The sequence below is a fragment of the Puniceibacterium antarcticum genome (assembly GCF_002760615.1).
GTDB lineage: Bacteria > Pseudomonadota > Alphaproteobacteria > Rhodobacterales > Rhodobacteraceae > Puniceibacterium > Puniceibacterium antarcticum.
Genome location: NZ_AWWI01000064.1, coordinates 115301 through 127936 on the forward strand (window position 1 = coordinate 115301; position 12636 = coordinate 127936).

The 12636-nt window shown below is 64.1% G+C and carries 16 protein-coding genes; 13 read left to right on the forward strand and 3 right to left on the reverse strand.

The window, feature by feature from the left end; genetic code table 11:
- Positions 1–133: 133 nt before the first annotated feature.
- From ffh to rpsP, 6 genes are all read left to right on the forward strand, one after another.
- Positions 134–1633, forward strand: a complete 1500-nt coding sequence (ffh, locus tag P775_RS09975; RefSeq protein WP_099910852.1) for a signal recognition particle protein — start codon at positions 134–136, stop codon at positions 1631–1633.
- A gap of 250 nt (positions 1634–1883) precedes the next feature.
- The gene (locus P775_RS09980; protein WP_099910853.1) at positions 1884–2426 is read left to right on the forward strand and encodes a GNAT family N-acetyltransferase; all 543 of its coding nucleotides are present in this window, start codon (positions 1884–1886) and stop codon (positions 2424–2426) included.
- The gene (locus P775_RS09985) at positions 2423–2947 is read left to right on the forward strand and encodes a GNAT family N-acetyltransferase (RefSeq protein ID WP_099910854.1); all 525 of its coding nucleotides are present in this window, start codon (positions 2423–2425) and stop codon (positions 2945–2947) included. Before P775_RS09980 ends, P775_RS09985 begins: the two co-directional genes overlap by 4 nt.
- Complete coding sequence (locus P775_RS09990) at positions 2944–3543, forward strand: GNAT family N-acetyltransferase (protein WP_099910855.1); 600 nt, start codon at positions 2944–2946, stop codon at positions 3541–3543. Before P775_RS09985 ends, P775_RS09990 begins: the two co-directional genes overlap by 4 nt.
- Positions 3536–3847 (forward strand): chorismate mutase, encoded by a 312-nt coding sequence (locus P775_RS09995; protein ID WP_099910856.1) that lies wholly within the window; start codon positions 3536–3538, stop codon positions 3845–3847. The genes P775_RS09990 and P775_RS09995 overlap by 8 nt, the downstream gene beginning before the upstream one ends.
- A 48-nt stretch (positions 3848–3895) precedes the next feature.
- On the forward strand, positions 3896–4285 hold the full coding sequence (gene rpsP, locus P775_RS10000) for a 30S ribosomal protein S16 (RefSeq protein ID WP_099910857.1): 390 nt from the start codon (positions 3896–3898) through the stop codon (positions 4283–4285).
- Positions 4286–4422: 137 nt separating this feature from the next.
- Here rpsP and P775_RS10005 read toward each other — a convergent pair whose 3' ends face one another.
- Both P775_RS10005 and P775_RS10010 read right to left on the reverse strand, forming a co-directional pair.
- Entirely contained in the window at positions 4423–5073 is a 651-nt protein-coding gene (locus P775_RS10005; RefSeq protein ID WP_099910858.1) for a glutathione S-transferase family protein, read from the reverse strand.
- Between the two features lies 1 nt (position 5074).
- Positions 5075–5446 (reverse strand): DUF1428 domain-containing protein, encoded by a 372-nt coding sequence (locus P775_RS10010; RefSeq protein ID WP_099910859.1) that lies wholly within the window; start codon positions 5444–5446, stop codon positions 5075–5077.
- A gap of 72 nt (positions 5447–5518) precedes the next feature.
- Here P775_RS10010 and P775_RS10015 point away from each other — a divergent pair, with 72 nt between their 5' ends.
- The 7 genes from P775_RS10015 (at position 5519) to rpmE (ending at position 11237) form a co-directional block, all read left to right on the forward strand.
- Positions 5519–5959, forward strand: coding sequence for a MarR family winged helix-turn-helix transcriptional regulator (locus tag P775_RS10015; RefSeq protein ID WP_218967658.1), 441 nt, complete (start codon positions 5519–5521; stop codon positions 5957–5959).
- A 247-nt stretch (positions 5960–6206) separates the two neighbouring features.
- Positions 6207–7631 carry an alanine/glycine:cation symporter family protein gene (locus P775_RS10020; protein ID WP_099910861.1) on the forward strand — a complete coding sequence of 475 codons (1425 nt, stop codon included), beginning with the start codon at positions 6207–6209 and terminating at the stop codon, positions 7629–7631.
- Between the two features lie 226 nt (positions 7632–7857).
- Complete coding sequence (locus tag P775_RS10025; RefSeq protein WP_099910862.1) at positions 7858–8685, forward strand: MipA/OmpV family protein; 828 nt, start codon at positions 7858–7860, stop codon at positions 8683–8685.
- Between the two features lie 176 nt (positions 8686–8861).
- Positions 8862–9368 carry a ribosome maturation factor RimM gene (rimM, locus tag P775_RS10030; RefSeq protein ID WP_099910863.1) on the forward strand — a complete coding sequence of 169 codons (507 nt, stop codon included), beginning with the start codon at positions 8862–8864 and terminating at the stop codon, positions 9366–9368.
- An 88-nt stretch (positions 9369–9456) separates the two neighbouring features.
- Positions 9457–10269: a tRNA (guanosine(37)-N1)-methyltransferase TrmD gene (gene trmD / locus P775_RS10035; protein WP_099910882.1), complete on the forward strand. Its 813-nt coding sequence runs from the start codon at positions 9457–9459 to the stop codon at positions 10267–10269.
- A 351-nt stretch (positions 10270–10620) separates the two neighbouring features.
- Complete coding sequence (gene rplS / locus P775_RS10040; protein ID WP_099910864.1) at positions 10621–11004, forward strand: 50S ribosomal protein L19; 384 nt, start codon at positions 10621–10623, stop codon at positions 11002–11004.
- 11 nt (positions 11005–11015) lie between these two features.
- Positions 11016–11237 carry a 50S ribosomal protein L31 gene (rpmE, locus tag P775_RS10045; protein WP_099910865.1) on the forward strand — a complete coding sequence of 74 codons (222 nt, stop codon included), beginning with the start codon at positions 11016–11018 and terminating at the stop codon, positions 11235–11237.
- Between the two features lie 370 nt (positions 11238–11607).
- Here rpmE and P775_RS10050 read toward each other — a convergent pair.
- The coding region (locus P775_RS10050; protein WP_342749644.1) for an aminodeoxychorismate synthase component I at positions 11608–12636 on the reverse strand (1029 nt) is incomplete at its 5' end.

Genomic DNA, 12636 nt, shown 5'->3' on the forward strand with positions numbered 1-12636 from the left:
CTCTGCTTTGAGATTTGTCCAGTGGCAGGTCTCTGCCGCGCACAAAGGGACCGCCCACGGGGTTTGTAGATCGCACCGCTGGCCCCTACCTTATGGGTCAGTCCCTGTTCACCGGCATCAAGGAGCCGAAGGCATGTTTGAAAATCTATCCGAACGCCTTTCCGGCGTCTTTGACCGCCTGACGAAACAAGGCGCCCTGTCCGAAGAGGACGTAAAAACCGCCCTGCGCGAGGTCCGCGTCGCCCTGCTTGAGGCTGACGTTTCCCTTCCCGTGGCGCGTGACTTCGTCAAGGCGGTGCAGGACAAGGCCACCGGCCAGTCGGTCACCCGCTCCGTCACCCCCGGCCAGCAGGTCGTCAAGATCGTGCATGACACACTGATCGACGTGCTGCGCGGCGAGGGCGACCCCGGCGCGCTCAGGATCGACAATGCCCCGGCGCCGATCCTGATGGTCGGCCTGCAGGGCGGCGGTAAAACGACCACCACCGCCAAGCTCGCCAAACGCCTGAAAGAACGCGACGGCAAAAAGGTCCTGATGGCCTCGCTCGACGTCAACCGCCCGGCGGCGATGGAACAGCTTCAGATCCTTGGCCGCCAGATCGGCGTCGACACCCTTCCCATCGTCAAGGGCGAAAACCCGGTGCAGATCGCCAAGCGGGCGAAAACCCAGGCCGCGCTCGGCGGCTATGACGTCTACATGCTCGACACCGCCGGGCGCCTCTCCATCGACGAAGAGCTGATGGAACAGGTCAAGGCGGTGCGCGACGTCGCCAACCCGCGCGAAACCCTGCTGGTGGTCGACGGTCTCACCGGTCAGGACGCCGTCTTCACCGCCCAGAACTTTGACGACCGCATCGGCATCACCGGCGTGGTCCTCACCCGCATGGACGGCGACGGGCGCGGCGGTGCGGCTCTGTCGATGCGCGCCATCACCGGCAAGCCGATCAAATTCGTCGGCCTCGGCGAAAAGATGGACGCGCTCGAAACCTTCGAACCCGAACGCATCGCGGGCCGCATCCTCGGCATGGGCGACATCGTCGCGCTGGTCGAAAAGGCACAGCAAACGATCGAGGCCGAACAGGCCGAACGCATGATGCGCCGCTTCCAGAAGGGTCAGTTCAACATGAACGACCTCAAGATGCAGCTCGAACAGATGATCAAGATGGGCGGCATGGAGGGCATGATGTCCATGATGCCCGGCATGGGCAAGATGTCCAAGCAGATGAACGATGCCGGCATGGACGACAAGGTGCTCAGCCGCCAGATCGCCCTGATCAACTCCATGACCAAAAAGGAACGCGCCAACCCCGCGCTCCTGCAGGCCTCGCGCAAGAAACGCATCGCCAAGGGGTCCGGGCTTGAGGTCAGCGAGCTGAACAAACTGCTCAAGATGCAGCGCCAGATGGGCGACATGATGAAGAAAATGGGCAAGATGGGCAAAGGCGGCATGCTCAAACAGGCCATGAAAGGCATGTTGGGCGGCAAGGGCGGCGGCTCTCCCGAGGAAATGCTGCAAGGCATGGACCCCAAGGCCATGGAAGCAGCGGCGCGCCAGATGGGCGGCAAACTGCCCGGCCTCGGCGGCGGCGGTGGCCTGCCCTCCGGCCTCAGCGGATTTGGCAAAAAGAAATGACCCACCCGCGCGCGCCTCTCTCCACGCAGACTCCGACCGCCTTCGCAGCGGCCGGTCTGCTGGCGCGCGCCCCCGTTTCATCTGCCCCTAAATATCCCCGCCGGAGGCATCCCGCCCTCACGACACCGACAAACGCCGCTCAGGCACGTTGCGCCGCAACCCCAGACCAGAAACCAGCCGCGCGCCAGCGCGCCCGCATGACAGACAGGGCCAGAACAGCCAGGCCCATGACAGACAGGAAGGACGTAGAATGACCCTCACCAACGCCCCCCGTCTCGAGTCCGAGCGCCTCCTTCTGCGCGGCCCCGAAATGCGCGACTTCGATGCCTTCGCGGACTTCCACGCCGACCCCGTGCGCGCCCCCGGCTTCGGCCCGGTTTACCGGCGCGATCAATCCTGGCGCTGGTTCGCCAGCAACATCGGCCACTGGCACATCCACGGCTACGGTTATTTCATCATCGCCGACAAACAGTGTGACACCGCCATGGGCCTCTCCGGCATCTGGAACCCCGAAGGCTGGCCGGAACCCGAACTCGGCTGGCTGGTCTTTGCCGGACACGAAGGCAAGGGCGTCGCCTTTGAGGCCGCGACCCGCGCGCGCCAATGGGCCTACGGCGATCTGGGCCTGAAAACCCTGACCTCCAACATCTACGGCTCCAACACCCGCTCGCTCAGGCTGGCCCAGCGCCTTGGCGCCACCTATGAGCGCACATATGACAATGTCTACATGGGCGAAGATCAGCTCTGGCGTCACCCGGCCCCTGACACACTGGGCCCCGAGGCGCTGGCATGATCGACCTCAACATTGCCCCCATCAAGACCGACCGCCTGATCCTGCGCACCCCGCTTGAGTCAGACTTTGACGCCTCCGCCGCCTTCATGGCCTCGGACCGGACAACCTTTGTCGGCGGCAAGGTCACGGACGAATGGCAGCAATGGCGCGGCTTCATGGGCTCTGTCGGCCATTGGGTGCTGCGCGGCTATGGCTTTTTCTCCGTGACCCTGCAGGACGGCACACCCATTGGCCGCGTCGGCGTGATCAACCACCGCATGTGGCCGGAACCGGAACTCGGCTGGCATCTGTTCGGCGGGTACGAGGGACAGGGCTACGCCACCGAAGCCGCCCGCGCCGCACGCCGCTGGGCCTATACCGAACGGGGTCTTGGCCCGCTGATCTCGCAGATCCACCCGGACAACCACGCCTCTGCCGCCGTGGCCAGACGCCTTGGCGCTACGCTGGAACGCGAAAGCGTGCTTTTGGGCGATCCCTGCCACATCTACCGCCACCCCGATCCGGCGCAGGGGGACGCATGAGCGATATCCCCACCCTGCACACCCAGCGTCTGGAACTGCGCGCCCCCGAGGCGGCGGATTATCCCGACTTCAAGGCGACGTTCAGCTCTTACCGCGCCCGTTTCATGGGCGGGCCGCTGAATTCCTACGAGGCCTGGATGCTCTATGCCGCCGAAATCGGACACTGGCAGATTCGCGGCTTTGGCATGTGGATGGTCCATCTGCGCGACACCGGCGAAACCGTCGGCATGGCCGGCGGCTGGTTCCCGGCGAAATGGCCGGAAAAGGAAATCGCCTGGATCATCTGGCCCGACAAGGCCGGCAAGGGCTTCGCGTTAGAGGCAACCTCCCGCGTCCGCACCCATTTCTATGCGGACAAGGGCTGGGATACGGCGGTCAGCTACATCGACCCCAAGAACCTCGATTCCATCCGCCTCGCCGAACGGCTTGGCGCAAAGAAAGATCATGACGCCGCCACCGTCGACGGCTCTGACGCCTGCTATCGCCATCCCTCCCCTGCGGCGCTGAAAAACAGCCAGACCGCCCACGGGATCGAGATGGAGATTCAGAATTACATCAATCCGCTCTTCAAACCGAAAGGCTGGGCCCTTGACTGACGCATCTGCACAAGACCCCGTTGCCCGCGCGGCCCAGATCCTCAAGGGCCACCGCGAAAGCATCGACCGGCTGGACGCGATCCTCGTGTTCACTTTGGCCGAGCGGTTCAAGCACACGCAGGCCGTTGGCGTGCTCAAGGCACAGAACGACCTGCCCCCCTCTGATCCGGCGCGCGAGGAAAAACAGATCGCGCGTCTGCAGGACCTGGCGAACCAGGCCGACCTCGACCCGGAATTCGCCACGAAATTCCTGAATTTCATCATTCAGGAAGTCATCCACCACCACGAACAACACCAATCGTAAGGCCGCGCCAAGCGCAGCCAAACCCACGCCATCAAAGGAGATTTCTCAATGGCTATCAAACTTCGTCTCGCCCGCGGCGGTTCCAAAAAGCGCCCCCACTACCGGATCATCGTGGCCGACAGCCGCATGCCCCGCGACGGCCGCTTTATCGAAAAAGTCGGCACCTACAACCCGCTGCTGCCGAAAGACAGCGAAGTCCGCGTTCTGATGGATGTCGAGCGCGTTCAGTACTGGCTGGGTCAGGGCGCACAGGCCACCGACCGTGTGTCGCGCATGCTCGAAGCTGCTGGCGTTGTCCCCAAGAAGGACCGTGCCAACCTGAAAAAAGGCACCCCGGGCAAAGCCGCTCAGGAACGTGCTGAATCCAAGGCGGCCAAGGCAACCGCAGCAGCAGAGGCCGCAGCAGCCCCCGCAGCCGAAGAAGCCACAGCAGAATAATCCGCGCCACACGGCACGGAAAGACGGCGCGCGGGGGCAACCCCGGGCGCCGTTTTCATGTCCGGCGATGCCCCCAAAAGCTTTCGCCCGGCGCAAAGCGGCTCGGGGCATAGTCATAGACGGTCTCTTCCCGCCGCTCAGGCCGGTGCGTGTGCGGCAAAGGTTTCGATCTGCGCCGCCATCGCCGCCTCGAACCCCGGCCGTGCCAGCCCGCGCTGCAGATAGGCCGCCACCACCGGATAGCGCGCCAGCACCGGTTCGTTGCGCAGCCCGCGCAGCACGGTCACCATCACGATATCCGCCACGCTGAACCGCCCGGCCAGCCAGTCCCGTCCCTCCAGATGCGCGCTCAGGGACTTCAGCCGCAGCTCCACCAGCCGCTCCGCATGGCTCGTCCAGCCCGCAACCCACGCCTCTCCCGCGTTGAACAGCTTGGGCAGAATCATGCCTTCGACCCTTGGCTCCACCGTGCTCAGCGCCGAAAACACCCAAGACGTCACATCTGCCGCCTCCTGCGTATCGCGCGGCCGCAGCACATCGGACAGTTGCGCGATATGCAACAGGATCGCCCCGCTCTCGAACAGCGCGACCGTGTCGTCGCGATAGGCAGGCACCTGACCAAAGGGCTGCCAGCGCCGATAGTCTGCCCCATCCGCCTCACCCGGTTTGAGCGGATGCACCTCATACTCCAGCCCCGCCTCGGCCAGCGCCCAGCGCGGGCGCATGTCCTTCACATTGCCCTGCGCAAAGGGCGGCACCCATTCGAATGTGGAAATCACGATTCCCATGTCAGCGCCCCCCGGCAGGTTGCGACAGGTTCACGACTTCCTCGAACCCGCCCCAGATCATGCGTTTGCCGTCGAAACACATCTGCCCCATTTCGGCCATGCGCGGGTCCTGCATCATCTTTGCCATCCCCGCGTCATGGGTCGCCTTGTCGGGCCAGACCAGCCAGGAAAACACCACCGTCTCCTCCTCCTGCTTCTTCACCGCCATGGGAAAGGACGTCAGCGTGCCCTCCGGCACATCCACCCCCCAGCATTCATGATGCTCAAGACACCCGAAATCCCGGAACATCGTCCAGCCGAATTCGGCCTGCCGGATGAACTCCGCTTTGTTCTCTGTCGGCACCGCCAGCACAAACCCCTGAACATACGCCACTGCACACTCCTCTCTGCGATTCGCCCCCTCAGCTTGACATTCATTTAGGTTGATACCAACATAAATCGCATGATGGATCCTGACCTGCCCCTGTCCGCCACTCTAGACGTGCGCGATCACTGCCTGTGCCTCTATACGCAACGCGCCGCGCGCGCGCTAGCACGCCGGTTCGACACGGCCTTCCGCCCGCTTGGCATCACCAACGGTCAGTTCTCTCTGCTGATGTCCCTGAACCGCCCCGAAGGCCCCCGGATCGGCGATCTTGTCCCGCTTCTGGGCATGGACCGCACCACCCTGACCGCAGCGCTGAAACCGCTTGAACGGCGCGGCCTTGTGCTCTTGCAACCTGACAAGAAAGACGCACGTGCCCGCCGCCTGACCCTGACCGACGCAGGGCGCGCCCTGCTCAAGACGGCTCTGCCGATCTGGCGCTCGGAACACGCGGCGGTGGACGCAGCCCTGAGCGGCATCACGCCCGACGACCTGCGGCGCGGGCTGAGCGGACTGGCCTGAGCGGACCGGGCAGAAAGACGGGGCAGAAAGATCGGGCAGAAAGAGCCGCGCCGACACCCGGATCCCGCCTGAACCATCAGCCGCACAAAAATGGTGCATCTCGTTAAGCTGTGTTAACAAATAATCAGAGACTCAGCGTTCAAAGCGCTTTGAACCCTGTCCAGCACGGGGTTTCGCTGCAACGACTGGATCCAAGGACTCAGGACCACGGCACAAAGCCGCGGCATAAAAACATAGGGACGGCCATATGAGTTTTTTCGATTCCCTCTTCAATCTCATCAACGATCTGACATGGGGCTGGGCGCTGATCCCCTTCCTCGTGGTGCTTGGCGTGTTTTTCACCGTGGCCAGCGGCTTTGTGCAGTTCCGGTTTTTCAAACGCATGTTCCGCGTGCTGCGCTCCAGTGACGAAGACAGCGATCCCTCGCAGATCAGCGCGCGCGAGGCGCTGCTGGTGTCGGTCGGCGGGCGTGTCGGTGGCGGCAACATCGCGGGTGTCGCCGTGGCGATCACCGCAGGCGGCCCCGGCGCCGTGTTCTGGATGTGGGCCATCGCCCTTGTCGGCATGTGCTCGGCTCTGGTCGAGGCGACGCTGGCCCAGACCTACAAACGCACCCAGCCCGATGGCGCCTATCGCGGCGGCCCCGCGCAGGCGATCATCCATGGCCTTGGCAACAATTACCGCTGGCTGGCCGTGATCTATTCCGTCTGTCTGATTGCCTCCTTCGCCATCGGCTTCAACGCCTTTCAGGGCAACACCGTTGCGGGCGCGGCGCTGGACAGCATGGCCATTCCGCGTGTCTGGACAGGGGCCGTTCTGGCCATTGCCACCGGCTTTATCGTCTATGGCGGCATCCACCGCATCGCCAAGGCGGCAGATGTGATCATCCCCGTGATGGCCATCGGCTATATCGGCATGGCGCTGCTGATCATCCTGCTCAACCTCACCGGCGTGCCCGGCGTGATCTGGGACATCGTCACAAACGCCTTTGGTTTCCGCGAAGCGGTTGCCGGCGGTATGGGGGCTGCCATCGCGCAGGGTCTGCGCCGCGGTCTGTTCTCGAACGAGGCGGGCCTTGGCTCTGCCCCGAACGTTGCAGCCACCGCCTATGTCCGCCACCCGGTCAGTCAGGGCATCACGCAAAGCTTTTCGGTCTTCATCGACACGATCATCATCTGCTCCTGCACAGCCTTCGTCATTCTGCTCGGCGATGTCTATGTCCCCGGCGCCGAAGGCGTGGACGGCGTGATCCTGACCCAGCAAAGCATGGTCGATCATGTGGGCAGCTGGGCGCAGTACTTCCTGACGGCGGCGATCTTCCTCTTTTCCTTCTCGTCGATCATGTACAACTACTACCTCGGGGAAAACGCGCTCAGCTTCCTGACCAAGAACCCGGTCGCTGTGCAGGTCCTGCGGATCGCGATCATCGGCATCGTCTTCCTCGGTGCCGTGGCGCCGGGCGCGACCTTCGTGTTCAACTTCTCGGATCCGATGATGGGCATCCTTGCGGTGGTCAACCTGCTGGCGATCATGATGATGTTCCCGATTGCCCTGCGCGTCATCAACGACTTCCGCAGCCAGCTGGATGCAGGCATCGCCCGACCGATCTTTGATCCGAAGAAATTCCCCGACCTTGATACCGATCCCTCCGCCTGGCCCGACGCCAAATAACCAAACACGGATCATGCAAAACAGACAGGGGGCGCTTTCGGGCGCCCCTTTGCACAGGTGGCAGTCCGCAGACGGCCCCACCAGCAGACGCGCCATTTTCATCACGCAAACCAGCTTTCGCGCCCGTTTCCCTTGTCCGCAGCGCCAACGGCATTAAGACCTGTTAAACTTCAAGTTGTCCGGGACACTCCTGTCCCCGGGCCGCCAGATCAAAAAGGTTTCTGCCATGACCCTGCGCTGCGCCGCTCTTGCCCTTTTCTGCCTCGGTGCCACCCCGGTGCTGGCAGGCGATCCCACCATCGTTCAGCCCGAACCGGTTGTGATGACCCCCGCACCCGTCGCCCTGGCCCCGCGCCCCGTGCTGCTCTTCTCGCTCAGTGGCGGCGTGACCTCGACCCCGGAATACTTCGGCTCTGACGATGTGAACGCCGCGCCCTATCTCGGGGTCAAGTTCCATTTCCTGCGCCTGCCCAACGGGCGCGAAGTCGGCAGCCCGGATCCCTGGCAAGGCTCCGAAGGCTTCGGCATTCACGGCTCTGCCCGCTATATCGGCGAACGGGATTCCAGCGATTACAGCGCCCTGCGCGGTGCCGATGACGTTGACGCCACGCTCGAACTGGGCGGTGGCATCGGCTACACCCTGCGCAATTTCGACGTCTTCGCCGATGTGCGCCGTGGTTTCGGCGGTCACGAAGGCTGGGTTGCCGAACTGGGCGCCGATTATATCCTGCGTCCCACCGACCGCCTGCGCCTCAAGATGGGGCCGCGCCTGCTCTGGGGGGATGAGGAGTATACAGACACCTATTTCGGCGTGAATGCCGCTTCGGTCGCGCCGGGACGCCCGCTTTATGAGGCGGACGGCGGTCTGGTCTCAGCCGGGCTGGAATTCGGCGCGCGCTACCAGCTCAGCGATGTCTGGGGGCTTGAAGGCGCCGTCACCTATGACGTGCTGCAAAACGATGCCGCCGACAGCCCGCTGGTCGACGGCTCCGGCGAAAAGGATCAATGGGGCATCCGCCTTGGCGTGACCCGCGTGTTTCAGATCGGCGGCTGATCCGTCCCACCACCCAACAGACAGACCGGCGGCGCCAGCGGTGCCGCCGTTTTGCGTCGCACCCGTCGCCATGCGGGCGGGATCTGCCCGCGTCATGCCTCACCCTCCATTGCCATCCCCGCCCGCCCCGCGCTATGGCTGACACAACAACAGCCAACCGGATGGGATAGGGCAAGATGAACGATCAGATCTGTGTCGGTGCCATCGCAGGCGCCTTTGGCGTCCAGGGCGAAGTCCGCCTCAAAAGCTTCACCTCCGACCCCGAGGCGATTGCCGATTACGCCCCCCTCACCACCGAGGACGGCAGTCAGAGCTTTGAAATCCAGCTCACCCGCGCCATTCCGCAGGGCTTTGCCGCCCGCCTGACCGGCGTGCGCAGCAAGGAAGACGCTGATGCGCTCAAAGGTATCCGCCTGTTTGCGCCGCGCGACCGCCTGCCCTCGCTGTTGGACGACGAATATTACCACGCTGACCTGATCGGCCTTGCGGTCTATGATACCGGCGGGGTCGAGTTGGGCCGCGTCAGGGCAGTGCTGAACCACGGTGCCTCGGACATCCTCGAAATCACCACCCCCGGCAACAGCGCCGCGATCCTGCTGCCCTTCACCCTTGCTGCCGTGCCGACGGTCGATATCTCTGCGGGCCGCATCGTCGCTGACCCGCCCGAGGGCCTGTTCGACTAGGCCACAAGCCCCCAAGACCATGCCCTTTACCCCCCGGCCCCGCGCGCCTATGCACGGGCCGGACCGCCCCAACATCAGGCCAGCCGCCATGACAGATCAGCCAGCAGACCGTTTCACCCGCTCGCACGGGCGCAAATCCATTCAGGCGACGCTGAAACCAACCGAGCTGATCACCCCCACCCCCGACCTCGCCCGCGCCTGGAAGGCCCAGGTCATCACCCTCTTCCCCGAGGCCTTTCCCGGCATCCTTGACCTCTCGCTGACCGGGCGCGCCCTGCAGGACGGGCTGTGGCAGCTGGATGCCATCGACCTGCGCCCCTTTGGCGAAGGGCGGCACCGCAATGTCGATGACACCCCCTCGGGCGGTGGCGCGGGCATGGTGCTGCGCCCCGACATCATGGGCCGCGCCATCGAACACGCCCGTGCGCGCATCGCACCCGAGGCCCCGCTGATCTACCTCTCACCGCGCGGCAGGCCCTTTACTCAGGCCATGGCGCAGGATCTGTCCACCCGGCCCGGTGTCACCCTGATCTGTGGCCGGTTCGAGGGCATGGACCAGCGCGTGATCGACCACTACGGCATCACCGAGGTGTCGATGGGGGATTTTGTCCTCACCGGGGGCGAAATCCCCGCCATGGCGCTGCTCGATGCCACGCTGCGGCTGATCCCCGGCGTGCTTGGCAATGCCGCCTCGACCGAAGAGGAATCCTTTTCCGACGGGCTGCTGGAACATCCGCAATATACCAAACCCGCCTCGTGGCAGGGCCATGACATCCCACCGGTGCTGCTGTCCGGCAACCACGGCGAAATCGCCCGCTGGCGGAAAGAACAGTCCGAGGCGCTGACACAGGAACGCCGCCCGGATCTCTGGGAAAAGCGGGAAACGCGCGAAAAGCCCTGACGCAACGCCGCTGCCCGGCGCGCTGCGCGCTTGATTCCGGGCAGGCCCCCCATCAGACTGGGCTGTCTGTCACCTCAGAACCTGACATACCCCACTCCCCTCTCAAACACCTTGATCTTGCACCCCGCACGTGCTTTACCCCGCCCATTCCGGCCCGTACCCGACTCAGTGCAGCCTCGTCTTCTTCGGACGGATCTCCTGCAGGTGTCACACAGGGACAAAGGACCGGAACCGAAACAACGACGACCTGAACTCTGGCGGGCGCATCTGCGGACCCGGACGAAGACCAAGAGCTCTGAGGACGCGCACACCTTTGCGGACATAACCGCAAGCATCATAGGAGAAGATCAGATGAACCTGATCGAACAACTGGAGGCGGAACAGATCGCCTCCCTCGGGAAGACCATTCCCGACTTCAAGGCCGGCGATACCATTCGCGTCGGCTACAAGGTGACCGAAGGCACCCGTACCCGTGTCCAGAATTACGAAGGCGTCTGCATCGCCCGTAACAACGGCCATGGCATTGCCGGTTCGTTCACCGTCCGCAAGATTTCGTTCGGCGAAGGCGTGGAACGTGTGTTCCCGCTGTTCTCGACAGCCATCGACACGATCGAAGTGGTCCGTCGCGGCAAGGTCCGTCGTGCCAAGCTCTACTATCTGCGCGACCGTCGTGGCAAATCCGCCCGTATCGCCGAAGTGGCAAACTACAAGGCGCCCAAGGGCGCCAAGGCATAAGGATCGGACCGATGAGAAAAGACATTCACCCCGATTATCACGTGATCGACGTCAAGATGACCGACGGCACGCTTCTTCAGATGCGCAGCACCTGGGGCAAGGAAGGCGACACCATGACGCTGGACATCGACCCCACCGTGCACCCGGCCTGGACCGGTGGCTCCTCGCGTCTCATGGATGCCGGCGGCCGCGTCACGAAGTTCAAGAAAAAGTACGAAGGCCTGGGTTTCTGATCAGACCCGCCTCTGCGATCCAAAGAACGCCGCTCCTTCGGGGGCGGCGTTTTGCGTTCAGGCGCATCGCGACCGACCGTACACAACCGGCACCCCAATGCTCCTGCGACCCACTGCATAAACGGCAAACGCTGCATCGCGCCTGAAGCGAAAAACGTATAGTGTCCCGCCTTCAACCCGAAACAGACCCCTCGCTTTTCGCGCTGGAGGTGCCGCCAACATGCGGCGGACAAGCGATACGAGTTCAATGTGGACCGCTTTAAAGCGGTCCGGGTTCAACCTCAGACAACGGGCATCGGATTTCGCGTTCGACCAGAGGGAGAGACCGCGACCATCCGATCCACGTTTAGCCCTGAACGCTGTAGCCCCGTCACTCCAGAGCCGCGAACCGCGCCTTCAGCAGCGCCTCGCCGTATTCCTCTTCGGCGGTGCTGTCGTAAACCACGCCGCCGCCCACATGCAGCCGCGCCGTCCCGTCCGCAAAACACACCACCGTGCGGATCGCCACGTTGAACGCCATCTCGCCCCCCGGCGCGATCCAGCCGATCGCCCCGCAATAGGCCCCCCGCGCCCCCGCCTCCAGCCCGCGCAGGATCTGCATCGCCCGGATCTTCGGCGCGCCGGTGATCGACCCACAGGGGAACAGCGCTTCGAACACCTCCGCGATCCCGACACCGGCGCGCATCTGCGCCTCGACCACCGAAACCATCTGGTGCAGGGTCGCGTAACTCTCAACCGCATAGAGCTGCGGCACCTTCACCGACCCGAGCTCGGAAATCCGGCTCATGTCGTTGCGCAGCAGATCAACGATCATCAGGTTCTCGGCCCGGTTCTTCGCGCTGCCCTGCATCCAGGCCACCCGCGCCTGATCCTCCTCGCGCGTCGCCCCCCGCGCCACGGTCCCCTTCATCGGCCGCGCCACCATCCGCCCGGCGGCATCCAAAGAAAAGAACAACTCGGGTGAGCGCGACAGCAACACCGGCCCCCCCAGATCGACAAACGCGCCCTGCGGCGCCGTTTGCCGCGCCTTCAGCCGCGCATACAACCCTTCCGGCGATCCCGACCACTCCGCCGACATCCCGAACGTCAGGTTCCCCTGATAGATCTCGCCCCGCGCAATCTCGCTGTGCAACACCCCAAAGGCGCGCGCATACTCCGCAAACGACCAGTCGGGCACAAACGCCCCCAACTCTGCCGCCCCGCGGTCCAGCGTCACATCCCCCTCGGGCGTCTCAAACACCCCGAACTGCAGCAACGGCACCGCCCGCTCGACCGGCAGCACCCCGCGCAACGGCGCGCACAACACATATCCCAGCTCATAGCTCGCGCAGCCGGCCAGCCAGAAGCCCGCCGCCTGCGCCGCCGCCATCTCGGCCAGCGCGCCGGGCACGGCCTCGGG